Below are 23,061 nucleotides of genomic sequence, written 5' to 3' on the forward strand. Positions count from 1 at the left end.
TGTGGGGCCGGAGCCGGGAGGGGGCCTTGCTCATGGGCGACATGGCCGACGCTGTTCACGACGCCCCAGCCCTTGCCATTGCTGGGCCGGTCGCCATCGGCATGTGGATGTCGCGATTGGGAAAGTGGCGGTCGTGGGGCCCTCCCAGAATCGCCGCCAATAGCCCCAGTGGCAGTCGAGGTGCGTCATGAATACCTTCCTCAACCCCGTAACCACCCAGACCTGGACCAATGGCCGCCACCCCGTGCGCTGCGTCAAGGTCATCCAGGAAACCTGGGACGTGCGCACCTTCTGCTTCACGGCCGAAATCCCGCTGATGTACTTCTTCAAGCCGGGTCAGTTCGTGACCCTGGAGCTGGAGATCGACGGCCGCCAGGTGATGCGCTCCTACACCATCTCCAGTTCGCCCTCGGTGCCCTACAGCTTCTCCATCACCGTCAAGCGCGTGCCGGGCGGCCAGGTGTCCAACTGGCTGCACGACAACATGAAGGTCGGCGACAACCTGGCCGTGCACGGGCCGGTCGGCCTGTTCAACGCCATCGACTATCCCGCCGACAAGGTGCTCTACCTCTCCGGCGGCGTCGGCATCACCCCGGTGATGTCCATGGCGCGCTGGTTCTACGACACCAACGCCAGCGTCGACATGGTCTTCGTGCACAGCGCCCGCACCCCGCGCGACATCATCTACCAGGGCGAGCTGGAGCACATGGCGGCGCGGATCGACAACTTCGCCCTGAATCTGGTGTGCGAGCGCACCGAGCACGGCGAGTCCTGGGCCGGCTATCGCGGCTACTTCGACCGCCGCATGCTGGAGCTGATGGCGCCAGACTTCCGGGAGCGCGAGATCTTCTGCTGCGGCCCCACGCCCTACATGAACGCCGTCAAGGCCATGCTCCGCGAGCTGGACTTCGACATGACCCACTACCACGAGGAATCCTTCGGCGCGACGCCGCCGGAAGCCAAGGTGGAGGCGGCCGAGCAGGCCGAAGCCGCGGCCGAACTGCCGCCGATTCCCCTGGAAGCCCAGTGCAACGTCGCCTTCACCGAGAGTGGCAAGAGCGTCAACATCGGCCCCGGCGAAACCATCCACGGCGCCGCGGCCAAGCTCGGCCTGCACATCCCCAAGGCCTGCGGCATGGGCATCTGCGGCACCTGCAAGGTGCTCAAGAAGAGCGGCGAGGTGGTCATGGACCACAACGGCGGCATCACCGAGGAAGACGAAGCCGAAGGCTACATCCTGTCCTGCTGCAGCATCCCGCAAGGGGATGTGCAGATCGAGTTCTGAGGAGGAGGGCGGTTGGGCTGAACCCGAGCGAAGCCCAACCGCGCGGCCTGAACCTCGGCAGCATTGGGCTTCGCTGCGCTCGACCCCAACCTACCGCCGTAGCGTAGCCCCGTAGCGTGGACAATGGCGCAGCCTTGTCCACATCGCCAAGTCCTTGTCTTGCACCAGTGGAAAACGCTGTGCGGTTTTCCACGCTACCGGCACCAGGATAGTCGCGGCGCGCTGCCCCGAAAGTCGCTAGGCCAGCCGCAGCGGCAGGTGCAGGGTGATGACCACCTCGCCCGCGCCATTGGCGAAGCGCGCCTCGCCGCCGAAGCTTTCGCTGAGCGCCTTGACGATGGGCAGGCCCAGGCCCCAGCCGCGCTTGTCGCTGCGGGTGGAGATGAAATAGGGCGTGGCCAGGTTGGCCAGGACCTCGTCGGGAAACTGGCCGAGGTTGCGCAACTCCAGCATGACCTGGTCGTCGGCCAGCCACTGGCGGACCCGGATCGGCGTTCCCGCCTCGCCGTGCTTGGCGGCGTTGAGCACCAGGTTGTCGAAGATGCGCAGGAAGGCGTATCTGTCCCACAGCACCTCCTGCGCCGGGGTCTCCAGACTCAGGTCGAGATGATTGGCGAACTGCAGGCGCAGGTTGGCCGCGGCGTCGTTCAGCAACGGACCCAGCACCAGCGGATCGCCGCTGAGGCGGACGCCGCCGCCCAGGCTCATGTGGCTGATGTCCAGCACGTCGGTGATCATCTGGTTCATGCGCTGCAGGTTGTCGTGCAGGGTCTGCAGCAGATCGTCGGTACGCCGCGCCGGATTGCGCTGCATCAGGTTGACCACCATGGTGGCGGCGGTGAGCGGCGAGCGCAGGTCGTGGTTGAGCGATCTCATGAAGCGTTCGAGCATGACCTTTTCCGCCTGCAGATTCTCGCTGCGGGCGATGGCCGAATTGCGCTGCTGCTCCATGTGGCCGACCCGCGAGCTGGCCTTGAGCAGGGCGCCGACGGTGGCCAGCACCTCTTCCGGATTGATCGGGTGGGTCAGGTAGGCCTGGGCGCCGGTATTGAAACCCTGGGCCTTGTCCTTGCCGGAAACGAAGGTGGCCGAGATGTTGATGATGGCCGGCAGCCGGCCCCAGCCGCACTTGCGCTCGATGGCCTGGATCAGCTCGAAGCCGGTGGTGTCCGGCAGATTGACGTCGATGATCACCAGCTCGACGGATTCGTCGATCAGCGCCAGGCCACTGGCACCGCTGGCGGCTTCCAGCACCTCGTAGTGGCTCTGGCTGCCGAGGATCTTGCGCAGCACATAGCGATTGGCCTCGGTGTCGTCGATGATGACGATGCGGCGCGGGGCACTAGTCATCGGACAGGCTCCGCGCCAGGGCGCAGACCTCGGCCAGCAGCCGCTCGGCGTGATCGGGGGCGTGCTTGAACAGGATGGCGTGGCAGTAGTCCTGCAGGCGCTGGCGGCCCGCCTCGTCGAGGGGCTGGGCGGTGTTGATCAGCACCCGCCGGTGCATGCTCCAGTCCATGCTGGCGAGCAGGTCCTCGCCATTGATGTCGGGCAGGTCGAGGTCGAGGATGATGATGTCCGGGCGCACTGCATTGAGCCGGTCCAGGCTGCTGCGGGCGCTGTCCGCCTCCAGCAGGACCGGATTGAGGCGTTCGAGGGTGCGCCGGACCAGATAGCGATCGCCCTCGTTGTCCTCGATCACCAGCACGGTGAGGCCGCTGAGATCGGGCTCCGGCTCGGCGGCCCGGTGGTTGGCGTAGTGGCGCGGCAGGCGCAGGGTGAAGCGACTGCCGCGGCCGACTTCGCTGTCGAGGGACAGCTCGCCGCGCAGCAGCACGGCCAGGCGCTGCGCCAGGGGCAGGCCCAGGCCGGTGCCTTCGATATGGGTCAGGTGCGGCGAACGGATGCGCTCGAATTCCTCGAAGATCTTCTGCTGATCCGCCGCGGCGATGCCGATGCCGCTGTCTTCCACCAGGAATTCCAGGCTGGCGTCGTCGGGCTGGAACACCTGGATGCGCACCTGGCCCCGGGGGGTGTACTTGAAGGCGTTGGAAATCAGGTTGCGCAGCACCTGGAACAGCCGACTCTCGTCGGTATCCAGCAGCACCCCGGCCGGCGGCGGGGCGACGCTGAAGCTGACCTGCGGATAGCGCGGCGCCAGGGCCGCGGCGAACTGTTCGAGGCGATCGATGAAAGGCCCCAGCGCAAAGGGCTGGGGCACGATGGTCAGGCGGCCGGACTGCACCTCGGCCAGCGCCAGCAACTCGCCGACCAGATTGGCCAGTTCCAGCGCCGCGTCGCTGATGAAGCGCACCTGGCGCTGCTGTTCGGCATTGAGCGCCCCGTCCACGCCGCTGGCGAGCAGCTTGGCGACATTCTCGATGATGTTGATCGGGGTGCGGAATTCATGGGTCATGTTGGAGAAGAAACGGGTCTTCGCCTCGCTGGCCTCCTTGAGCTCCTGGGTGGCCTTTTCCAGTTCGGAATAGAGCGCCACCACGCCCTGGTTGGTGTTTTCCAGTTCCTTGTTGGTGACCTCCAGTTCCGACTGGCGCACCTGCAGCTCGGTGTTGGTCAGCAGCAGCTCTTCGCTCTGCAGACGGATCTGCTGGTAGGGATCCGGTGGCGGACTGCCCTGCAGCTCGGCCGTCAGCGCCTGGAGCTGCTCCGCCTCGGGAAAGGGTCGCGGCGCCTGGTACTTGCGGGCGGTGATGCAGGTGCCGGCAGGGGAGGTCTGGATGTCGAAGTCGTCGAACAGCCGCTGGGCGCCGCGCAGGCCGATGCCCATGCCGGTGCTGGAGCGATAGCTGCCCGCGCGGATGGCCTCCATCTCGGCGATGCCCGGACCCTGGTCGACCGCCCGCACCTCCAGGCCGCTCAGGCGCAGGTCTTCGCCACGCAGCAGGGCGAAGTCGAAGTGACCGCTGCCGGCGTACTGGTGGATGTTGCGCGCCAGTTCGGAGACCGCGGTGGCCAGGCGGATCTGCTCCAGCGCCGGCCACTCCATGGCCGCGGCCAGGCGCTTGGCGGCCTGGCGGCAGTGCACGATGTCCTGCTCGCTGTGCAGGGCGAGGGTCAGCAGGGGCAAGACGTCAGACATGCTTGAGTACCAGAACGGTGGCATCGTCGGCGGAGCGCCGGAAGTCGCGGTGCAGGAGGGCGGCGATCAGTGCCGGATGGCGCGCCCCGAGCCCGGAGTGCTCGCCCAGTCCCACCTTGGACGTCAGGCCATCGGAGTTCAGCACCAGCAGGGTGCCGGGCGTCCAGGGGTAGGTATAGGTCTGGATCCGCCCGATCCGGTAGCCCAGGGTGCCGTTGTTGGACACCAGGCTGCGTGTGGTGTTGCCCAGCAGGCGCCCGGCGATGTTGCCGATGCCGCAAAAGCTCACCTGGCCCTGATCCGGGTCCAGCTCGGCCAGCGCCAGGGCGGCGCCGCGGGTTTCCATGAGCGCCTGGTGCAGATTCTCCATCAGCCGCTGCAGGGGCAGGTGCGCGCCATGGCGCAGGAACAGTTCCCGCGCCCGGCGACTGGCGGTGGCGGCCTGCTGGCCATGGCCCAGGCCGTCGCAGACGAGCAGGCGGCGCCCGCTGACCGCCCAGGTGTCGCCGCAGAGCTGCTCCTCGGGGTGCGGCGTGCACAGGGCGCCATGCTGCAACCGGCTGCCGGGCGTCCCGGCCAGATGGAAGCGCGCCAGCACCACGGTGCCCTGACCCGGTCGCGAATGGATGTCGAACACATCGGCCTGCCGGCGAATCGCCCCCAGGCCGGCGCCCAGCGTCGCGGCCGTGCTGTAGTGATCGCTCAGGCAGCGGGCGACGTCGTGCATGCCCGGGCCGCGATCCACCGCCAGGACATCGAGCACCCCTTCGCCGCCCAGGGTGGCCAGGAGTTCGCCGTGCCCGGCATGGCGGACCAGGTTGTAGCCCAGCTCCTGGGCGACGATGGTCAGGCGCCCGAGCAGGGTTTCGTCGGCGGTGACGGTGCCGGCCAGCCGGACCAGGGCGCGCCGGGCGGCATCGACATGGACGCTGGTGCTCACCGGCAGCACCAGGCTGCACGGCTGGTCGTTCATCGCCACTTCCAGAGTTCGACGGTGGTGCCCTGGCCGGGCTGGCTGTCGATGTGGAAGTCGTCCACCAGCCGCCGCGAACCGGACAGGCCCAGGCCCAGGCCCTTGCCCGAGGTGTAGCCGTCGACCATGGCGCGCTCGAGATCGGCGATGCCCGGGCCGTGATCGCGGATCACCAGGCGGATCGCCGGCTTGCCGGCGCGCAGCGTCTCCTCGATCAGGCACTCGCCGCCCAGCCCGTAGACCAGGCCGTTGCGCGCGATCTCGCTGGCCGCAGTGACGATCTTGGTCTGGGAGATGAGGCCCAGGCGGATGGCTTCGGCGACCTTGCGCACCTGCTGACGGATCAGCACGATGTCAGTCTCCTGGCGGAGTGGAAGCGTCTGTGTCTTCGCCACCCTCTGACTCCTCCAGCGATTCGTCCGCGGCGACCATGGCTTCCAGCCGGCGCATGCCCTTTTCCATGTTCAGCGCCGTGGCGATGCCTTCCAGCGATAGCCCCAGTTCCACCAGGGTGATGGCCACCGCCGGCTGCATGCCGACCACGATCACCTTGGCATCGAGGATGCGCGAGACCTGGGCGATGTGGGAGAGCATCCGGCCAATGAAGGAGTCGACGATTTCCAGCGCGGAGATGTCGATGAGCACGCCCTTGGCCTTGTGCCGCACGATCTGCTCGGTGAGGTCTTCCTGCAGGTCCAGCGCCAGCTGGTCGTGCATGTCCACCTGGATGCTCAGCAGCAGGAAGGGTCCAAGCTTGAGAATCGGAATCCGCTCGATCATGAGGCGCTCCCTAACCCTTGGCGGCCGGGGCGGCCAGGCGCACGCCCTGCTGGCGCAGGGCCAGGCGGAAGGCATCGGCCAGGGACGCCTTGGTGATGACGTCGCCCAGGTCCACGCCCAGGTGGACGATGGTGGCGGCGATCTGCGGGCGGATGCCGCTGATGATGCACTGGGCGCCCATCAGCCGGGCGGCGGTCACCGTCTTGAGCAGGTGCTGGGCGACCATGGTGTCCACCGTGGGTACGCCGGTGATGTCGATGATGGCGATGTCCGACCCGGTCTGGACGATCTTTTCCAGCAGCGACTCCATCACCACCTGGGTGCGGTTGCTGTCCAGCGCGCCGATCAGCGGGATGGCCAGGATGCCGTCCCACAGCTCCACCACCGGGGTGGACAGTTCCAGCATGCTTTCCTGCTGCTCGCGGATCACCGTCTCGCGACCGCTCATGAAGCTTTCCATGCTGTACAGACCGAGATCGTCGATCAGCCGGGTGGCGGCCCAGATCTCGGCGAGGGGATCGTCGCACTCGTTCTGGATCAGGTTGAACAGCGGTTCCTTGAGCGAGAAGACAAAGGTCGCCGTCTGCGCGGGCGTCAGGCCCGCGCGACTCTGGTCGAAGGAGAAGCGCTCCAGCAGCGCGCGCACCGGCTGCCAGTGCGGCTCGCGCAGATTGCCCAGGCCCTGGGCGGCGGCCACGGTGATGCGGCGCAGCAATTCGGCGGAGTTGGCCAGGATGGTGGTTTCATCGAGCAGGTCGATGCGCATGCCGGCCGCGCGCTGGGCGCCGATCCAGGCATCGAGCAGCGACCGCTCGTGGGTGCGCAGCAGCTCGACCAAAGCGGTACTGTACATGGGGGTTCCTAGGTGACAAGAAGGTGGCTCAGGACGAGCCGACCAGGCAGAGAGCGGGCAGGAAGAGGCGCAGGTGTCGGTGGGGATCCGGGCGCGTGGCCGGATCCCCGAGAGATCACATGTCCATCTTTTCCTTGGTGATCTTGCCGGTCTTGGCGTCGGCATGGAAGTCGTACTTCATACCATCCTTCTTCATGCCTTCGCCTTCCCACTGACCGTCATCGGCTTCGATCTTGGTGATCGAGGTGTAGCCCTGCTCCATGAGCTTGGACTTGACGTCGTTCATGGGCATCCAGTCGGCGCCGGGCTGATCGGCCAGGGCGGCGGTGCTGGCCAGGACGGAACAGGCAAACAGGGAAGCGAGCAGCTTGGATTTCATCGCGAGACCTCGGCGTGGTGGTGTGCCCGGACTTGGACCACCAGCACGCGCGACAAATCCCGTCTGGTCCAGACGTTAGACTGACGATTCCTCGACCAGGTGCGGCAGCAGTCCGGCAGGGGCCTTGGCGCTCTGGCCCTTGGTCTTGCGCGGGGCATAGGGGCGGCTGGCCAGCCGCCAGAGATCCCGCCAGCGTTCGGCGAGGGCAGTGGGCTTGTCCAGATAGAGGCGCAGGCCCAGGGAAAAGGCCTTCGCCTGCAGCCGCTCGCGCTGCTGGGCCAGGCTTTCGCCGATCGCCAGGCGGGTGTTGCTGGCGCCGAACAGGGTCGGCTCGTCCACCAGCAGCTGCTGCATCACCGCCAGGTCGTGATCGTCGCCCAGGTATTCCGACAGGCGCTTGAGGCTCTTCTGCCGCGTCTTGAATTCCGCCGGCCAGGCCGCGGCGAGCAGCTGGGTGTGATACCAGTGATCCTTCACCCGCTTGCGCCAGTCGTGCAGGGTATCGTCGGTGGGCTTGTCGCGCGCGGTCTTGAGCGCCTGGCGCCCGGCCTTGTAGTTGTCTTCCAGGCCGCGGGCGAAGAGGGCGAAGCCCTTGCCGGACAGTTTCCAGCCGGCCACCTCCTCGCGCATGGCGGTCAGTTCCTCGAGCAGTTCGGGATGGCCGCTGGCCGCGGCGATCTGCTGGTCGGCGCGCTCCTGCAGCCGCTGCCGCACGCGCTTCATGGCCGGTGAGGCGAATCTCTTGCGATCGGATTCGCCCAGCTTGTCCCAGCTTTCCACCAGGGCGGCGCTGTCGCGCAACGACGACAGCTCGCGGCCCAGGTCGCGCAGACGCCGATTGCGACTGGCGAAGGCGCGCTTGCCCAGGGCGCCGTGCAGCAGCCGCAGGAGGGCGCGCAATTCCTTGAGGCGCTTGCGCGTCTCGTGGACGCCCTTGGGGGTACCGCTCGCCAGGGACGCTTCAGCCTGCACCAGACGATCCGTCACCACGCGGCGGACTTCCTCGTCAGCCGGTTGCCGTGCATCGAAACGAAAGGCCATCGAACTCTCCTCAATAGGGTGGACTGCCACACCCGCTTGCGCGGGAGCGTAACGGTATGAAAGACCTCCACGACAGCGGGAGATGCCAAATTTCATCTAAACGTCATATTTCCTTCATGCCGCCTGGCGCCGGGCACCGCCTGCCGCAGGCCGGGTCAGAAGGGCTATAGTTGCCCGACCACCTGCGCAAGGAGATCCGGATGTTCGAAGCCGCCGAAAACGAACACCTGCTCGATGAGGCCACCTACGACGCCAAGCTGCCCAAGCTGCGCGAGGCACTGCTGGCCGCCCAGTACGAACTCAAGGCGCAGGGCCGTTTCCCGGTGATCGTGCTGATCAATGGCATCGAGGGGGCGGGCAAGGGCGAGACGGTCAAGCTGCTCAACGAGTGGATGGATCCACGCCTGATCCGCGTCGAGACCTTTCTCCAGCCCACCGCCGAGGAACGCCAGCATCCCCCAGCCTGGCGCTACTGGCAGCGCCTGCCGGGCAAGGGCCGGACCGGCGTCTTCTTTGGCAACTGGTACAGCCAGATGCTGCACGGCCGGGTCAACAAGGAACTCAGTCGCGTCGAGCTGGATGCCGCCATTGGCCAGGCGGAACGCTTCGAGCGCATGCTGGCCGACGAAGGCGCGCTGATCCTCAAGTTCTGGTTCCACCTCTCCAAGCCGCAGCTCAAGCAGCGCCTGAAGCACCTCAAGAACGATCCCCGCCTGGGCTGGAAGCTCAGTCCGCTGGACTGGCGCCAGGCCAAGGTCTACGACCGTTTCGTCAAGGAGGGCGAACGGGTGGTGCGGCGAACCCACCACGATTACGCCCCCTGGCACGTGGTGCCCGGCTTCGACGAGCGCTTTCGCAGCCTGACCGTCGGCACCGTGCTGCTCAAGGCGCTGCAGCGGGCCCTGGCCAACAAGCCGCGCAAGCAGCGCCGGGCAGCCGCCGTAGTACCGCCACCGGTGGATGGTCGTGGCGTGCTGGAAGCCATGGATCTGACCCAGCGCCTGGACAAGGCCGACTACGAAGACCAGCTGCTCGCCGAACAGGCGCGCCTGGCGCGGCTGCTGCGCGACAAGAAGTATCGCCGCCATGCCCTGGTAGCGGCCTTCGAGGGCAACGACGCCGCTGGCAAGGGCAGCGCCATCCGCCGGGTCACCGGCGCCCTGGATCCGCGCCAGTACCGCATCGTCCCGGTTGCCGCACCCAGCGACGAGGAGCTGGCCCAGCCCTATCTCTGGCGCTTCTGGCGGCACATCCCGCGGCAGGCCAACTTCACCATCTTCGACCGCTCCTGGTACGGCCGGGTACTGGTGGAGCGGGTCGAGGAGCTGACGCCCGTCGCCGATTGGCAGCGGGCCTATGGCGAGATCAACGACTTCGAGGAACAGCTCCACGACGCCGGCATCGTGCTGGCCAAGTTCTGGCTGGCCATCGACCAGGACACCCAGCTCGAACGCTTTCGCGCCCGCGAGGAAACGCCCTTCAAGCGTTTCAAGATCACCGAGGACGACTGGCGCAACCGGGACAAGTGGGATCTCTACAGCCAGGCGGTCAACGACATGGTGGTCCAGACCAGCACCGCCATCGCGCCCTGGACCCTGGTGGAGGCCAACGACAAGAGGTTCGCCCGGGTGAAGGTGGTGCGGACGCTCAATGAGGCGCTGGAGCGGGCGTACGACAAGGGGTAAGCCAATGCCAGGGCTGTTTGGCTGATTATCGAGGTTTGCGGCTACCTCTTGTTTCGCCCCATCGGGCGAGTCATTTTTGCCAGTCGCGGCTGCGCGCCCCGGACAAAAGTAACCAAAAACGCTTGCCCCTCCATCCGGCCCCGGCTGCGCCGGGGTCCACTCCCTCCATCGCCGCTCCAGGGGCCCGCCGCGAAGGGCCTTCCATGGCGCTCGCGACTCTCGCGGCATCCATGCCGCTCGACCCTTGCGCAACGATTGCGTTCGCCCTGCTGGAAGGGGCATTGGGCGCGCCTGAGGCTTTGGGTGGTTTGGGCAATCAGCGTCTTTGTGGCGCAGATGGGCAATCCCGCAAAACCCGAATCCCAGAAACGAAAAAGCCCCACCGAAGTGGGGCCTTTCTGCAACCGGATCAGTCGTTAGACGACTTGAACCTGGTCAGCTTGCATACCCTTCTGGCCTTTGACAGCCACGAAAGTGACCTTCTGGCCTTCGCTCAGGCTCTTGAAGCCGGCGCTTTCGATGGAGCGGTAGTGCACGAACAGGTCGGCGCCGCTTTCCGGGGTGATGAAGCCGTAGCCTTTCTCATCGTTGAACCACTTGACGGTGCCATTTTCACGATTGGACATGAGTATCTCCAGGATGTAGGGGGAACAACCACGTTAGCGAGACATTCGCTAGCGGGACTGTAATGCGAGAGTGAGACGAGCCAGGAGATGAAAATGAAGCAACATCAAGCAGGTATCGAGTAACTATTGCAGTAGCAGTGCCTACACCATACGCGCTTTCGCGAGCTTGTATAGCCCTGATTCGCATATTTGTTGACCAATGGCGCTGCTTGCGCTGCCTGAGCGTCTCACTCAGGCTACGGACTCCCCTGCTCGAAAGAGACTCCGCATGGACAAGCTGCACCGGATCAAGGGGGCCTGGCCCTACCTGATCGCCGTCTTTCTCAACGCCTTCGTCGATCTTGGCCACAAGATCGTCATCCAGAACACCGTGTTCAAGGTCTATGACGGTTCCACCCAGGTGGTGCTGACCGCGCTGGTCAACGGCATGATGCTGCTGCCCTTCATCCTGCTGTTCAGCCCCTCCGGCCATGTCGCCGATCGCTTCGCCAAGGTGCGGGTGCTGCGCCTCGGCGGCTGGGCGGCGGTGGCCATCACCCTCGGCATCACCCTGGCCTACTACGCCGGGCTGTTCGAGCTGGCCTTTGCCATGACGCTCCTGCTGGCCATCCAGGCGACCTTCTATTCGCCGGCCAAGTACGGCTACATCAAGGCGCTGTTCGGCAAGCAGCGGCTGGCCGAGGGCAATGGCCTGGTGCAGGCCAATTCCATCATCGCCATCCTCGCCGGCACCGTGGTCTTCACCGCCTTCTTCCAGCTGCACCTGGGCGCGGACCAGGCCACGCCCCATGCCATCCTGCAGGACATCGCCCCGCTGGGCTGGCTGCTGGTGCTCTGCAGCCTGGCCGAGGTGGCGCTGCTCTATCGCCTGCCGCTGCTGGAAGAGCCCAGGCCGCGTGCACCCTTCGACTGGCATGCCTATGTGCGGCTGCAGAGCGCCCGGCAGAACCTGGCGGTGATCGGCGAGAATCCGGTGATCCGCCTGTCGATCATCGGCCTCGCGGTGTTCTGGTCGGTGGGCCAGGTGCTGCTGGCGAGTTTTCCGGCCTATGCCAAGGATCACCTGGGCATCGACAACGTGTTGCTGCTGCAGGGCATCCTGGCCTGCGCCGGGATCGGCATCGCCCTCGGCTCGGCGCTGGCCAGCCGGGCCTCGCGCGGGCGTATCGAGACCGGCCTGATCCCGGTGGGCGCGCTGGGCATCGCCCTCGGTCTGTGGTGGCTGCCGGCGCCCAGTTCGGCGCTGGTGCATGCGCTCAACTTCGTCTTCATCGGGCTGATGGGCGGGCTGTTCATCGTGCCGCTCAATGCGCTGATCCAGTTCCATGCCCGGGAAGACCAGCTCGGCACGGTGCTGGCGGCCAACAACTGGGTACAGAACGTCGCCATGCTGAGCTTTCTGGTGCTCACCGCGGTGATCGCCCTGCTCGGCCTGGACAGTCGCTGGCTGCTGCTGCTGATCGCCGCGGTGGCGCTGATCGGCGGCGCCTACACGGTGTGGAAGCTGCCGCAGAGTCTGGTGCGCTTTCTGCTCGGCCTGATGGTCACCCGCCACTACCGCATCCAGGTGCAGGGGTTGCAGAACCTGCCGGCCCAGGGCGGGGTGCTGCTGCTGGGCAATCACATCAGCTGGGTCGACTGGGCCATGGTGCAGATCGCCAGTCCGCGCCCGGTGCGCTTCGTGATGCTGCGCTCCATCTATGAGCGCTGGTACCTGAAACCCTTCCTCAAGGCCATGGGCTGCCTGCCCATCGCCCAGGGCAACGGTGCCGGGGCGGCGCTGGAGCAGGTGGCGGCGTTGCTCAGCGCGGGCGAGGTGGTCTGCCTGTTTCCGGAAGGGGCGATCAGCCGCACCGGGCAACTCGGCGAATTCCGCCGCGGCTACGAAAAGGCCTGCGAGCGGGTCGGGTCCGAGGTGCAGATCGTGCCCTTCTATCTGCGCGGCCTCTGGGGCAGCCAGTTCTCGCGCTCCTCCAGCAAGCTCAAGGAACTGCGCGACAGTCCGCTGCACCGCGAGGTGGTGGTGGCCTTTGGCAAGGCGCTGGCCAAGGACACCCCGGCCGATGTGCTCAAGCGGCGGATCTTCGAGCTGTCGATCCGCTCCTGGGAGCGCTACATGCAGGGCCTGCCGTCGTTGGCCGATGCCTGGGTGGCCAGCGTCAAGCGCCGACCCAATGGCCTGGCGCTGATAGACGACCTGGGCGCTCCGCTCAAGGCCGCCCAGGCGCTCACCGGCGCCGCCTGCCTGGCGCGGCGGATGCGCAAGCGGCCCGAGGCCAATCTGGGTCTGCTGCTGCCCACCAGCAGCGGCGGCATGCTGGCCAACATGGCGGTGCTGCTGGCCGGCAAGACGCTGGTCAATCTCAACTACACGGCCACGCCCGAGGCCCTGGCCTCGGGCCTGGACCAGGCCGGTATCCGCACCGTCTACACCTCGACGCGCTTTCTCGACCGCCTGCGCCAGCGCGGCCTGCCGGTGGACGAGTTGCTCGCCGGGCGCGAGGTGGTGGATCTGGAGGCATTGCGCGCCGGGATCGGCAAGGCCGAGTTGCTGGCCAACTGGCTGGCGGTCTGGCTGCTGCCGACCGCCATGCTGCAGGTGCTGGTGAGTCGCGCCCACGATCCCGAGGCCACCGCCGCCATCCTCTTCTCCAGTGGCAGCGAGGGCACGCCCAAGGGGGTGATGCTCAGTCATCGCAACCTGATGGCCAATCTCAAGCAGACCTCGGACGTGCTCAATACCCAGGACGACGACGTCTTCATGGCCTCGCTGCCGCTGTTCCACGCCTTCGGTCTTACGGTGACCCAGTTCCTGCCGCTGATCGAGGGGGTGCCGGTGGTCTGCCAGGCCGATCCTACCGACGTGGCCGGCATCGCCAAGGCGGTGGCGACCCATCGCGCCACGGTGCTCTGCGGCACCTCGACCTTCCTGCGGCTGTTCGTGCGCAACACCAAGGTGCATCCGCTGATGCTGGAGAGTCTGCGCATCGTGGTGGCCGGCGCCGAACGCCTGGATCCGGCGGTGCGCGAGGCCTTCAAGCTCAAGTTCAACCAGGACATCTACGAAGGCTACGGCGCCACCGAGACCGCCCCGGTGGCCTCGGTCAACCTGCCCGATGCCCTGGACGTCAGCTACCTGCAGGTGCAGCGCGGCGGCAAGCTCGGCACCGTGGGCATGCCGCTGCCGGGGACCGGCTTCAAGATCGTCGACCCCCAGACCTTTGCCGAATTGCCCACCGGCGAGGCCGGCATGGTGCTGATCGGCGGGCCGCAGCTGATGCAGGGCTACCTGAACGATCCCGAGCGCACCGCCAAGGCCATCCGCGAGATCGACGGCGAGCGCTGGTATGTGACCGGCGACCAGGGTCGGCTGGACGAGGACGGCTTTCTCACCATCGTCGACCGCTATTCGCGCTTCGCCAAGATCGGCGGCGAGATGGTCAGCCTGGGCGCCGTGGAGCAGGCCCTGGCCAGGGCGGTGGCCGATCCGGAGATCGAGCTGCAGGCGGTCAATCTGCCGGATGCCCGAAAGGGCGAGCGCATCGTGGTGCTGCATACCGGCACCCTGGACGCCGCGGCGGTGGAGAAGACCCTGCTGGCCCAGGGGGTGGGTGGACTGCTGCTGCCCTCGGCCTGGCTGGCGGTGGACAGCCTGCCGAAACTGGGGACCGGCAAGGCCGACGTGGCCGGGGCGAAACGTCTGGCGCAGACGCGGTTAAACGAGGCGGAGGAGGTTTAGGCGGCATTTCGTCCATCCGGCGCTGGCGAACCCTAAAGCCTGGCGCCGTTTGGCCGATCATGAGGGGGCTAATCATTTTTCGAGGTCTTCCCGGTGAAGCTACGCTCCCTCAACATCGCCCCGCGGGCCCTGGTCGCCTTTGGTTTCTTCGCCCTGCTGGTGATCGGCCTGGGGTTGTTTTCCCTGGGCCAGAATCGGGTTATCAAGGAGAGCGAGGAGCAGATCGTCGGCAACGTCATCCCCAGCGTCCAGACCATCGGCGAGATCCGCGCCGATCTGCTGAGTCTGCGCATGCAGAACCAGGGGTTGATGCTGGCCAGTTCCAACGCCGAGACCCAGGCGGTGCACAAGGCCATCGACGCGGCCAAGGCCAGCCTGGAACAGCATGTGCGCCAGTTCGACGGCCTGTTGCTCACCGACTCCGGGCGGGAGGTCTACACCCGGATGACCGGCCAGCTAGCCACCTACCTGAACAACCAGAATCGCTATCTCAAGGCGCTGGACGACCAGAACGACGCCGAGTTGCTCAAGCTGGCCGGGCAGGACGGCGAGATGGCCCACAGCGGCAATGCCCTGAGCGCCACCGTCAACGAACTCGCCGGGGTGGTCGATGGCAAGGTCACGCGCCTGGCCGCCGCCTCCATGGCCAGCTACCACAACGCCATCGCCATCACCGTGGCGGTGATGGTGGCGGCCCTGGCCGGTACCCTGCTGCTGGCCTGGCGCTTCACCCGCAGCCTCACCGGGCCGCTGGAAAAGGCCCTGGCGGTGGCCGAGCGCATTGCTGCCAACGATCTCAGCCGGACGATCGAGCCCGACGGGCGCGACGAACCCGGCCGGTTGCTGGCTGCGATGGCGCGGATGCAGGACAACCTGCGCGCTACCCTGGAGCGGCTGACCCTGTCGTCCACCACCCTGGCGTCCACCTCCGAAGAGCTGTCGACGGTCACCGAGACCGGCCTGCGCGGCATCCAGCGGCAAAACGACGAGCTGGCCCAGGCGGCCACCGCCGTCAATCAGATGACCGCCGCGGTGGAGGAGGTGGCGCGCAATGCCGCGGCCGCCAGCGCTGCCGCCCAGGACTCGCGCACCTCGGCCGATCTCGGTCAGCGCCGGGTCGAGGAAACCCTCGCCACCATTCATGCCCTGCACAGCGCGGTGGCCTCCAGCAGCGGCGAGATCGACGGCCTGGCGGGCCAGGTGCAGCGCATCAGCGGGGTGCTCGACGTGATCCGCGGCATCGCCGAGCAGACCAATCTGCTGGCGCTCAACGCCGCCATCGAAGCGGCGCGCGCCGGGGATGCCGGGCGTGGCTTTGCCGTGGTGGCCGACGAGGTGCGCGCCCTGGCGGCCCGTACCCAGCAGTCCACTGGCGAGATCGAAGACATGATCGGTGCCATCCAGGGCGGCGCCGGCAAGGCGGTGGACGCCATGGCCACCAGCAATCAGCAGGCTGGTGCCTGCCTGACGGTGGCCGCCGCCGCCGGCGAGGCGCTGGCCGAGATCGCTCGCCACATCGTGCAGATCAACGAGCGCAACCTGAGCATTTCCGCGGCCACCGAGGAGCAGGCCCAGGTGGCGCGCGAGGTGGATCGCAACCTCACCAGCATCCGCGACCTCTCCACCCAGAACGCCGCCGGGGCCGAGCAGACCGCCGCCGCCAGCACCGACCTGGCGCGCCTGGCCGGCGACCTGAACGGCGCGGTCCGGCAATTCCGCCTCTGACCGCGGGCCTGCCTCAGCGGGCGATGTCTTCCAGCGCCCGGTTGCGGGTGCGCGGGCCGAACAGGCCGATGGTCAGCACCACGATCAGCATGCTGGCGACGATGAAGGCCAGCACGCCCGGGGTACCCAGGCGCTCCAGCAGGGTGCCGATCAGCAGGCTGCTGAACACCGTCGACAGCCGGCTGAAGGAATAGCAGAAACCCACCGCCCGGGCGCGGATGGCGGTGGGGAACAGCTCCGCCTGGTAGGAGTGGAAGGCAAAGGTCAGCCAGGCGTTGCAGAAGGTGATGCCGACGCCACAGAGGATCAGGCCGAGGGCGCCCTGCTGCAGGGCGAACAGGCTGCCGAAGCCCACCGTCCCCAGGGCGGAGCCGACGATCTGCCACTTGTTCTCGAAGCGGTTGGCGATGCGCACGAACAGCAGCGGTCCCAGCGGATAGGCGAGGGTGATGACGAAGGCATAGCCCAGGCTGTGGGTCAGGCTCACGCCCTGGCCGGAGAGCAATGCCGGCAGCCAGTTGCCGAAGCCGAAGAAGCCGATGGCCTGGAACAGGTTGAAGACGATCAGCATGATCACCCGCCGCCGATAGGGCGGTTGCCACAGCGCCGCGAAGCGCGCGCTCACGGCGCGTTCTTCGACGATCGCCGCGGGTGGCGGCAGCGGCTGGCCGCTGTCGGCCTGGCAGGCGGCTTCCAGGCGCTCCACGCCCTGTTCGGCTTCGTCCAGCCGGCCCTGCTGCGCCAGCCAGCGCGGCGATTCGGGCAGGCGCTGGCGCAGCCACCAGATGAACAGGGCGAAGACGGCACTGGACAGCACCACCCAGCGCCAGCCGGAAATGCCCAGCGGCGCCTGGGGCACCAGCCACCAGGACAGCAGCGCCACCGCCGGCACCGAGAGGAACTGGAGGGCGAAGGCAAAGGCGAAGGCCGAGGTGCGCATGGCCTTGGGCACCAGCTCCGACAGATAGGCGTCGATGGTCACCAGCTCCAGGCCCAGGCCGATGCCCACCACGAAGCGCAGGGCGATCAGCCCCAGGGCGGTGGTCTGCAGACCCATGGCCAGGGTCGCCAGGGTGTAGCCGACCAGTGCCCAGGTAAAGATCGCCCGGCGGCCGAAGCGGTCGGCGATGGGGCTGAGCAGGCTGGCGCCGACGAACAGGCCGAGAAAGGTGGCCGCGGCGAAGGCGGCCTGATCGGAGACCCCGAACACCCCGGCCGCGCCGGTCTGGAAGACGCCATCGCGCAGGAGCCCGGGGCTGATGTAGGCGGTCTGGAACAGGTCGTAGAGTTCGAAGAAACCGCCGATGGACAGCAGGGCCACCAGGCGCCACAGGCTGCGGGTGGCCGGCAGGCGATCGAGACGCGCCGAGAGGGCGGCGGCCCGCTGGGAGGTGGGCAGGGCAGTGGCCGAAGCCGAAGACGCTGAGGGCATGGGACGCTATCCAGAGAACAGTCGTCCTACAGCTTACGGATCAGTCCTTGCCGAATGTTGCCAAAGATTTCCGTGCCGGGTGGGCCGTTTGGCAGCAAATCGCGTTTTCCGGCCCGGTTCTGGCAGCCGCTTGCGTGGATCAGGGGACCAGCGCCAGGGCAGTGCGCAGATCGACCACCAGGACATCCAGATAACCGCCCTGCAGCGCGCCGCGGATGGCATTGACCTTGCGCAGGCCCCCGGCCAGACCCACCACGCGGTCGATTTTCAGCAGTTGCGGCAGGTCCACCGCGACCACGGTCTCTTCACTGTCGTCCAGTACCGGTCGGCCTTGGGCGTCGAAGTACCTCAGGCAGATGTCGCCCACCGCGCCGCGGGCGGCGAGCACTTCCAGCATGGCCTCGCCGTGATAGTTGCCGCTGTTGCGCAGGAGCTGCGACGGCTCCAGCTCGCCGATGCCAACCAGGGCCACGGTGAGCCGGGCGAAGCGTTCGGTGACCTCGCGCACCTCGTCCAGCTGCAGGATGCGCTGGCGACTTTCCGGCGACTGCTCGATGCTCTGGGACGGCAGCAGATAGGCCGGGCAACCCAGCAGATTGGCCAGTTGCTGGGTCAGCAGGGTGGCTTCGAAGGCACCCTTGTTGCCGACCCCGCCGAGCAGCTGCACCACCTCGGTCGCGCCTTGACGACTGCTGCCGCGGTGCATGTGGCCGACCATGGCGCGGATGGTGGAGCTCCAGGAGGAGATGCCGATGTGGTCCTTTTCGGTGACGCTGGTTTCCAGGTAGTGGGCGGCGGCCGAGCCGATGGCCTGCTTGATAGCCTCTTCGTCGTCACCGGTGGGCTCCACCACGATCGCCTGGCGGATGCCGTAGCGCTGTTGCAGCTGACGCTCCAGCTCCAGGTGGAAGTTGCGCGGGCGCTGCACCGAGATGCGCACGATGCCTTCCTTGAGCGCTCGGCTCAGGGCACGGCTGACGAAGGATTGCGACAGGTCGAGCTGTTCGGAGATCTGCGACTGCTTGAGCCCTTCTTCGTAGTAGAGGGAGGCGATCTTGGTCAGCAGGCGTTGTTCTTCGAGATTACTCATCCAGATTTCCGGTACCGGCGGCTAGGTTGCACCCAGGGCTGCCGGGCCGGGGCGGCCGTGACGAACCCTCAAAAAGCAGGCACTTGGCTGTTAGAAAGGCGCATTTTCCCGCTATTTTCCCTCAGCCTCCCGCTGGACGCCAAGGCTTTTGCGGCCTGGCGTCCCCGGGGGTCGATCAGGACATGATCAGGCCACCGTCCACATTGATCGCCTGGCCGGTGATGTAGACGGCGTCCGCCGAGGCGAGGAAGGCCACCAGGCCGGCGACATCGGCCGGGGTGCCGGCGCGCTTCATGGGGATGTTGCCGACCCATTCCTGCATCAGTTCGCCCTGGCCATAGCGCTTTTCCGGGGTGGAAAGGATCTCGCCCCAGACGCGGTCGTTGTAGTCCCACATCTCGCTTTCGATGATGCCGGGGCAGAAGGCGTTGACCGTGATGCCGTGGCGCGCCAGTTCATGGGCCAGGCTCTGGGTGATGCCGATGACGCCCATCTTGCTCGCCGCATAGTGGGGCGTGTAGATGAAGCCCTGGCGCCCCTGGCCGGAGCTGGTGTTGATCAGGCGTCCGCCACGCCCGGCGGCGACCATGCGCCTGGCCGCCTCGCGGCAGCACAGCCAGACGCCGGTGGTGTTGACCTGCAGGATGCGGTCGAAGTCCTCGCGCGGCATGCGGTCGAACGCATCGATGGTGATGATCCCGGCGTTCTGCACCGAGACGTCGACCCGGCCGAAGCGCGCCTCGGCCCGGGCATAGAGGTCGGCCACCGCCGCCTCGTCGGTGATGTCCACCACCAGTGGCAGCACCTCGGCCCCGGTCTCGGCGGCCAGCCGTGCGGCGGTGTCGTGCACCCGCTCGGCGTTGGAGACCAGCACCAGGTTGGCGCCCTCACGCCCGAAGCGCTCGGCGATACCCTCGCCGATGCCCCGGCAACCGCCGGTGATGACCACGGTTTGACCTGCGAAGCGACGTTCCACGTGAAACCTCCTAGAGCGGTTGGCGACCCGGCGTGCGTGATCGCCAGCGGGTTGTTACCAGCAGACGAAGCCGCCATCGACGATGAGATCCACCCCGGTGCAAAAGGATGCGGCCGGGCTGCAGAGGAAGATCGCCGGACCGACCATTTCCTCCACCTCGGCCATGCGGCCCAGCGGGGTGGTCTGCTCGAAGATCTTGACCTGGTCGGCCACCTCGGGACGGGTGTTCATCGGCGTGGCGGTGTAGCCGGGGCTGATGCAGTTGACGCGGATGCCGCGCTCGGCCCACTCCATCGCCAGGCTCTTGGTCAGGTGGATGACCCCGGCCTTGGAGGTGTTGTAGTGGGCCTGCAGGAGGCCGCGGTTGACGATGCTGCCGGACATGGAGGCGATGTTGACGATGGCGCCCTTGCCGCGCGGCAGCATGACCCGCGCCTGGGCCTGGCAACTGAGCATCACCCCGGTGAGGTTGATGTCGAGCATGCGCTGCCAGCGCTCCAGTTCCAGCTCCTCGGCCGGCTGAGCGTTGGCGATGCCGGCGCTGTTGACCGCGAGACTCAGGGGGCCGAGTTCGGCCTCGGTACGGGCCACGGCGGCTTCCAGGTCGGCGGCGCTGGTCACCGAGCCTTCCAGGGCCAGGGCGCGGCGGCCGTGGGCCTGGATCCGCGCGACGGTACCGGCGAGGTCGCGGCTGCCGGGCAAGTCGAAGCAGGCCACCTGGGCGCCGGCCTCGGCCAGTCCGACGGCGATGGCCTGGCCGATGCCACTGCCGGCACCGGTAACGAAGGCGGTCTGGCCGCCGAGATCGAAGAGACGCATGGGAAAACTCCTAGTCAGGCGGTCGCCAGTTCCATCACGGCCACCGGAGTGGCCTGTTCACGTTCGAGAATGCCCATCTGCTGGCCACGGCTCATCACCATGACCCGATGCGACAGGCCGAGGACCTCGTCGAGGTCCGAGCTGACCACGATCACCGCCATGCCGGTGGCCGCCAGTTCGGCGATCACCTGGTAGATGGCGGCGCGGGCGCCGACGTCGATGCCGCGGGTGGGCTCGTCGAGGATGAAGACCTTGGGATTGCGCGCCAGCCACTTGGCGATGATCACCTTCTGCTGGTTGCCGCCGGACAGGGCGGCGATGGCCTGCTCCGGCTGGCCCTTGACGCCGAGCCGCGCCACCGCCTTGCGGGCGAAGGCGCGCAGGCCGCCGGGCGAGACCCAGCCGCCACCGGCGAGCAGGTCGGTGTTGCCATAGATGAGGTTTTCCTCGATGGCGTGATCGACCACCACGCCCTGCTGCTTGCGATCCTCGGGCACCAGCACGATGCCGGCATGGATGGCGTCGTAGGGACTGGCGAAGCGACAGGCCTGGCCTTCCAGCACCAGCTCGCCGGTGACCTGCTCGGCCGCGCCGGCGATGGCGCGGACCAGCTCGGTACGCCCGGCACCGACCACTCCGGCCACGCCAAAGACTTCGCCCGCGCGCACGCTGAAATCGATGTGTTTGAGTGGCATCTCGCGGCAGCTCAGGCCCTTCACCCGCAGCACCTCGCGGGCAGCGGGCGCGGCCATGGCCGGGAAGATGCGCTCCACGCTGCGGCCGACCATCTCTTCCACCAGTTGCCGCACCGGCACCTGGGCGGTGGCGTGCAGGGCGATCTGGCGGCCGTCGCGCAAGACCAGCACCCGGTCGGCGATGCGGGCGATCTCTTCCAGGCGATGGCTGATGTAGATGAAGGAGACGCCCTCGGCCTTGAGTCGCTCGACCTGGGCGAACAGCAACTCGGTCTCTTCGCCACCCAGGGCCGCGGTGGGTTCGTCGAGGATCAGCAGGCGCGCCTTGAGGGTCAGCGCCTTGGCGATCTCCACCAGTTGCTGGGCGGCCACGCTGAGACCGGCCACGGTGCGCGTGGCGGGTACCTTCAGGCCCAGGCGATCCAGCTGGCGCTGGGCCTCGGTTTCCATGAAGGCGCGATCGATGCGGCCACCGCGCATGGGCAGGCGACCGACGAACATGTTCTCGGCGATGGTCAGTTCCGGCAGCAGGCGGATCTCCTGGTGGATCAGGCCGATGCCGGCGGCCAGGGCGGCGCCGGGGGAGTCCGGGGCATAGTCGCGACCCAGCCAGGTCATGCGCCCGCCGGCTTCGGGCGGCACCAGGCCGGCGATGATCGACGACAGGGTGGACTTGCCGGCGCCGTTCTCGCCGAGCAGGGCCAGGACCTCGCCGGGCTGGATGTCGACGTCCACGCCGCTAAGCACCTCGATGCCGGCGTATTTCTTGCCGATGTTTCTCAGGCTGAGGGCCGCGGGCTGTTCCAGGGGCATGACGGCGGACATGGAGCCTCCGAAAGGGGGGAGCTGAAACGGTGCCTCCCGTGGGAGGCACCTGGGGCATGGGCTGGCGACGGCCGTTACCCGCCGCTGGCCAGACGCACCGTTACGGGTGGTTCTCGATGAAGGGGGCGACGTTATCCTTGGTGGTCAGGATCGCCTCCTGCAGCTGCTCCTTGGGCACCTGCTTGCCCTCCTTGAGCGCCACCGCCGATTCCAGGGCCATGCGCCCCATCTTGCGGGTCTGCTGGGTCATGGTGGCGGACAGGGTGCCGGCGGCCACGGCCTTGAGGCCGGCCACGTCGCCGTCGAAGCCGACGATGGTCACCGGATGGTCGAGGTTGGCCACCTTGACCGCCTGGGCCGCGCCCAGGGCCATGGCGTCGGCACGGCCGAAGAAGACGCTGATGTTGGGATCGCGCTGGAGCATGTCCTGGGCCACGGCGAAGCCCTTGTCCTGGGCCCACTCGGCGGGCTGCTGGGCGACCACCTTCAGCTCGGGAAACTTGGCCAGGCCTTCGGCGAAGCCCTTGGCGCGATCGTTTTCCGGGGTGGTGCCGATCTGACCCTGGAGGATGGCGACGCGGCCCTTGCCGTTGGTGACCTTGCCGACGTATTCGGCCAGGGTGCGGGCGGCGGCGACGCTGTCGCTGGCGATGAAGGTGTCACCCGGGGCGTCGGGGGCGTTGCGGTCCACCGCCACCACCGGGATGCCGGCGGCCTTGGCCGCCTTGACCGGGACACCGGCGGCGGTGGCGCCGGCCGGGATGTAGATCAGGGCGTCGACCTGGCGGGTGATCAGGTCCTGGATCTGGTTGACCTGGGTCGCCGAATTGCCCTGGGCGTCCACGGTGATCACCTTGATGCCCTTGGCCTTGCCCTCGGCCTCGACGGCCTGCTTGATCTGGTTGAAGAAGTCGGCCTGCAGGTTGGCCACGGCCAGGCCCACGGTGAGTTCCTTGGCCTGGGCATTGAGGGCGCCGGTGCAGGTGATGGCGGCGAACAGGGTACTGAGCAACAGCTTCTTGGGGGTCAGCATGGATG

At 67.3% G+C, this 23,061-nt stretch carries 19 protein-coding genes; 4 read left to right on the forward strand and 15 right to left on the reverse strand.

Annotation, left to right across the window (positions count from 1 at the left end):
* Window positions 1–187 precede the first annotated feature (187 nt).
* Complete coding sequence (locus OXS31_RS00660; protein WP_027598761.1) at window positions 188–1,285, forward strand: hybrid-cluster NAD(P)-dependent oxidoreductase; 1,098 nt, start codon at window positions 188–190, stop codon at window positions 1,283–1,285.
* Between the two features lie 237 nt (window positions 1,286–1,522).
* On the opposite strand, the gene OXS31_RS00665 is transcribed toward OXS31_RS00660, so the two are convergent.
* From OXS31_RS00665 to OXS31_RS00700, 8 genes are all read right to left on the reverse strand, one after another.
* A complete protein-coding gene (locus OXS31_RS00665) occupies window positions 1,523–2,635 on the reverse strand; it encodes a response regulator (RefSeq protein ID WP_267397018.1) in 1,113 nt (370 codons plus the stop codon).
* Window positions 2,628–4,385, reverse strand: coding sequence for an ATP-binding protein (locus tag OXS31_RS00670; protein ID WP_267397020.1), 1,758 nt, complete (start codon window positions 4,383–4,385; stop codon window positions 2,628–2,630). The genes OXS31_RS00665 and OXS31_RS00670 overlap by 8 nt, the downstream gene beginning before the upstream one ends.
* Window positions 4,378–5,358, reverse strand: a complete 981-nt coding sequence (locus OXS31_RS00675; protein WP_027597258.1) for a SpoIIE family protein phosphatase — start codon at window positions 5,356–5,358, stop codon at window positions 4,378–4,380. Before OXS31_RS00675 ends, OXS31_RS00670 begins: the two co-directional genes overlap by 8 nt.
* Window positions 5,355–5,708 (reverse strand): ATP-binding protein, encoded by a 354-nt coding sequence (locus OXS31_RS00680; RefSeq protein WP_027597259.1) that lies wholly within the window; start codon window positions 5,706–5,708, stop codon window positions 5,355–5,357. The genes OXS31_RS00675 and OXS31_RS00680 overlap by 4 nt, the downstream gene beginning before the upstream one ends.
* A 4-nt stretch (window positions 5,709–5,712) precedes the next feature.
* Window positions 5,713–6,135: an STAS domain-containing protein gene (locus OXS31_RS00685; protein ID WP_223855484.1), complete on the reverse strand. Its 423-nt coding sequence runs from the start codon at window positions 6,133–6,135 to the stop codon at window positions 5,713–5,715.
* A gap of 13 nt (window positions 6,136–6,148) precedes the next feature.
* A complete protein-coding gene (locus OXS31_RS00690; RefSeq protein WP_027597260.1) occupies window positions 6,149–6,991 on the reverse strand; it encodes an STAS domain-containing protein in 843 nt (280 codons plus the stop codon).
* Between the two features lie 115 nt (window positions 6,992–7,106).
* Entirely contained in the window at window positions 7,107–7,370 is a 264-nt protein-coding gene (locus OXS31_RS00695) for a PepSY domain-containing protein (RefSeq protein ID WP_007160186.1), read from the reverse strand.
* A gap of 75 nt (window positions 7,371–7,445) precedes the next feature.
* A complete protein-coding gene (locus tag OXS31_RS00700) occupies window positions 7,446–8,411 on the reverse strand; it encodes a CHAD domain-containing protein (protein ID WP_074583298.1) in 966 nt (321 codons plus the stop codon).
* Between the two features lie 200 nt (window positions 8,412–8,611).
* Between OXS31_RS00700 and pap the strand changes: the two genes are divergently transcribed.
* Window positions 8,612–10,096, forward strand: a complete 1,485-nt coding sequence (gene pap, locus OXS31_RS00705; protein ID WP_027600537.1) for a polyphosphate:AMP phosphotransferase — start codon at window positions 8,612–8,614, stop codon at window positions 10,094–10,096.
* Window positions 10,097–10,512: 416 nt separating this feature from the next.
* Here the strand turns inward: pap and OXS31_RS00710 are convergent, their stop codons facing one another.
* On the reverse strand, window positions 10,513–10,722 hold the full coding sequence (locus OXS31_RS00710) for a cold-shock protein (RefSeq protein ID WP_007160189.1): 210 nt from the start codon (window positions 10,720–10,722) through the stop codon (window positions 10,513–10,515).
* A gap of 268 nt (window positions 10,723–10,990) precedes the next feature.
* Here OXS31_RS00710 and OXS31_RS00715 point away from each other — a divergent pair, with 268 nt between their 5' ends.
* Both OXS31_RS00715 and OXS31_RS00720 read left to right on the forward strand, forming a co-directional pair.
* The gene (locus tag OXS31_RS00715; RefSeq protein WP_267397047.1) at window positions 10,991–14,461 is read left to right on the forward strand and encodes an acyl-[ACP]--phospholipid O-acyltransferase; all 3,471 of its coding nucleotides are present in this window, start codon (window positions 10,991–10,993) and stop codon (window positions 14,459–14,461) included.
* Window positions 14,462–14,554: 93 nt separating this feature from the next.
* Window positions 14,555–16,186, forward strand: coding sequence for a methyl-accepting chemotaxis protein (locus OXS31_RS00720; protein WP_169854578.1), 1,632 nt, complete (start codon window positions 14,555–14,557; stop codon window positions 16,184–16,186).
* Between the two features lie 13 nt (window positions 16,187–16,199).
* Here the strand turns inward: OXS31_RS00720 and OXS31_RS00725 are convergent, their stop codons facing one another.
* From OXS31_RS00725 to OXS31_RS00750, 6 genes are all read right to left on the reverse strand, one after another.
* A complete protein-coding gene (locus OXS31_RS00725; protein ID WP_144954653.1) occupies window positions 16,200–17,618 on the reverse strand; it encodes an MFS transporter in 1,419 nt (472 codons plus the stop codon).
* A gap of 139 nt (window positions 17,619–17,757) precedes the next feature.
* Complete coding sequence (locus tag OXS31_RS00730) at window positions 17,758–18,708, reverse strand: sugar-binding transcriptional regulator (RefSeq protein ID WP_027600541.1); 951 nt, start codon at window positions 18,706–18,708, stop codon at window positions 17,758–17,760.
* A gap of 175 nt (window positions 18,709–18,883) precedes the next feature.
* Entirely contained in the window at window positions 18,884–19,684 is an 801-nt protein-coding gene (locus OXS31_RS00735; RefSeq protein ID WP_144954650.1) for an SDR family oxidoreductase, read from the reverse strand.
* A 54-nt stretch (window positions 19,685–19,738) separates the two neighbouring features.
* Window positions 19,739–20,503 carry an SDR family oxidoreductase gene (locus tag OXS31_RS00740; protein ID WP_027600543.1) on the reverse strand — a complete coding sequence of 255 codons (765 nt, stop codon included), beginning with the start codon at window positions 20,501–20,503 and terminating at the stop codon, window positions 19,739–19,741.
* Between the two features lie 14 nt (window positions 20,504–20,517).
* The gene (locus OXS31_RS00745) at window positions 20,518–22,023 is read right to left on the reverse strand and encodes a sugar ABC transporter ATP-binding protein (RefSeq protein WP_027597269.1); all 1,506 of its coding nucleotides are present in this window, start codon (window positions 22,021–22,023) and stop codon (window positions 20,518–20,520) included.
* A 100-nt stretch (window positions 22,024–22,123) separates the two neighbouring features.
* On the reverse strand, window positions 22,124–23,056 hold the full coding sequence (locus tag OXS31_RS00750; protein ID WP_027597270.1) for a sugar ABC transporter substrate-binding protein: 933 nt from the start codon (window positions 23,054–23,056) through the stop codon (window positions 22,124–22,126).
* Window positions 23,057–23,061: the final 5 nt, after the last annotated feature.

It is taken from the genome of Pseudomonas sp. GM_Psu_1 (assembly GCF_026544185.1).
GTDB lineage: Bacteria > Pseudomonadota > Gammaproteobacteria > Pseudomonadales > Pseudomonadaceae > Chryseomonas > Chryseomonas oryzihabitans.

Excerpts from the sequence above, each read along its gene's own strand:
- OXS31_RS00695 (WP_007160186.1), bottom strand. The coding sequence starts at position 7,370 with ATGAAATCCAAGCTGCTCGCTTCCCTGTTTGCCTGTTCCGTCCTGGCC.
- OXS31_RS00715 (WP_267397047.1), top strand. The coding sequence starts at position 10,991 with ATGGACAAGCTGCACCGGATCAAGGGGGCCTGGCCCTACCTGATCGCC.
- OXS31_RS00710 (WP_007160189.1), bottom strand. The coding sequence starts at position 10,722 with ATGTCCAATCGTGAAAATGGCACCGTCAAGTGGTTCAACGATGAGAAA.
- OXS31_RS00670 (WP_267397020.1), bottom strand. The coding sequence starts at position 4,385 with ATGTCTGACGTCTTGCCCCTGCTGACCCTCGCCCTGCACAGCGAGCAG.
- OXS31_RS00690 (WP_027597260.1), bottom strand. The coding sequence starts at position 6,991 with ATGTACAGTACCGCTTTGGTCGAGCTGCTGCGCACCCACGAGCGGTCG.
- pap (WP_027600537.1), top strand. The coding sequence starts at position 8,612 with ATGTTCGAAGCCGCCGAAAACGAACACCTGCTCGATGAGGCCACCTAC.
- OXS31_RS00700 (WP_074583298.1), bottom strand. The coding sequence starts at position 8,411 with ATGGCCTTTCGTTTCGATGCACGGCAACCGGCTGACGAGGAAGTCCGC.
- OXS31_RS00745 (WP_027597269.1), bottom strand. The coding sequence starts at position 22,023 with ATGTCCGCCGTCATGCCCCTGGAACAGCCCGCGGCCCTCAGCCTGAGA.
- OXS31_RS00725 (WP_144954653.1), bottom strand. The coding sequence starts at position 17,618 with ATGCCCTCAGCGTCTTCGGCTTCGGCCACTGCCCTGCCCACCTCCCAG.
- OXS31_RS00660 (WP_027598761.1), top strand. The coding sequence starts at position 188 with ATGAATACCTTCCTCAACCCCGTAACCACCCAGACCTGGACCAATGGC.
- OXS31_RS00675 (WP_027597258.1), bottom strand. The coding sequence starts at position 5,358 with ATGAACGACCAGCCGTGCAGCCTGGTGCTGCCGGTGAGCACCAGCGTC.
- OXS31_RS00665 (WP_267397018.1), bottom strand. The coding sequence starts at position 2,635 with ATGACTAGTGCCCCGCGCCGCATCGTCATCATCGACGACACCGAGGCC.
- OXS31_RS00740 (WP_027600543.1), bottom strand. The coding sequence starts at position 20,503 with ATGCGTCTCTTCGATCTCGGCGGCCAGACCGCCTTCGTTACCGGTGCC.
- OXS31_RS00750 (WP_027597270.1), bottom strand. The coding sequence starts at position 23,056 with ATGCTGACCCCCAAGAAGCTGTTGCTCAGTACCCTGTTCGCCGCCATC.
- OXS31_RS00730 (WP_027600541.1), bottom strand. The coding sequence starts at position 18,708 with ATGAGTAATCTCGAAGAACAACGCCTGCTGACCAAGATCGCCTCCCTC.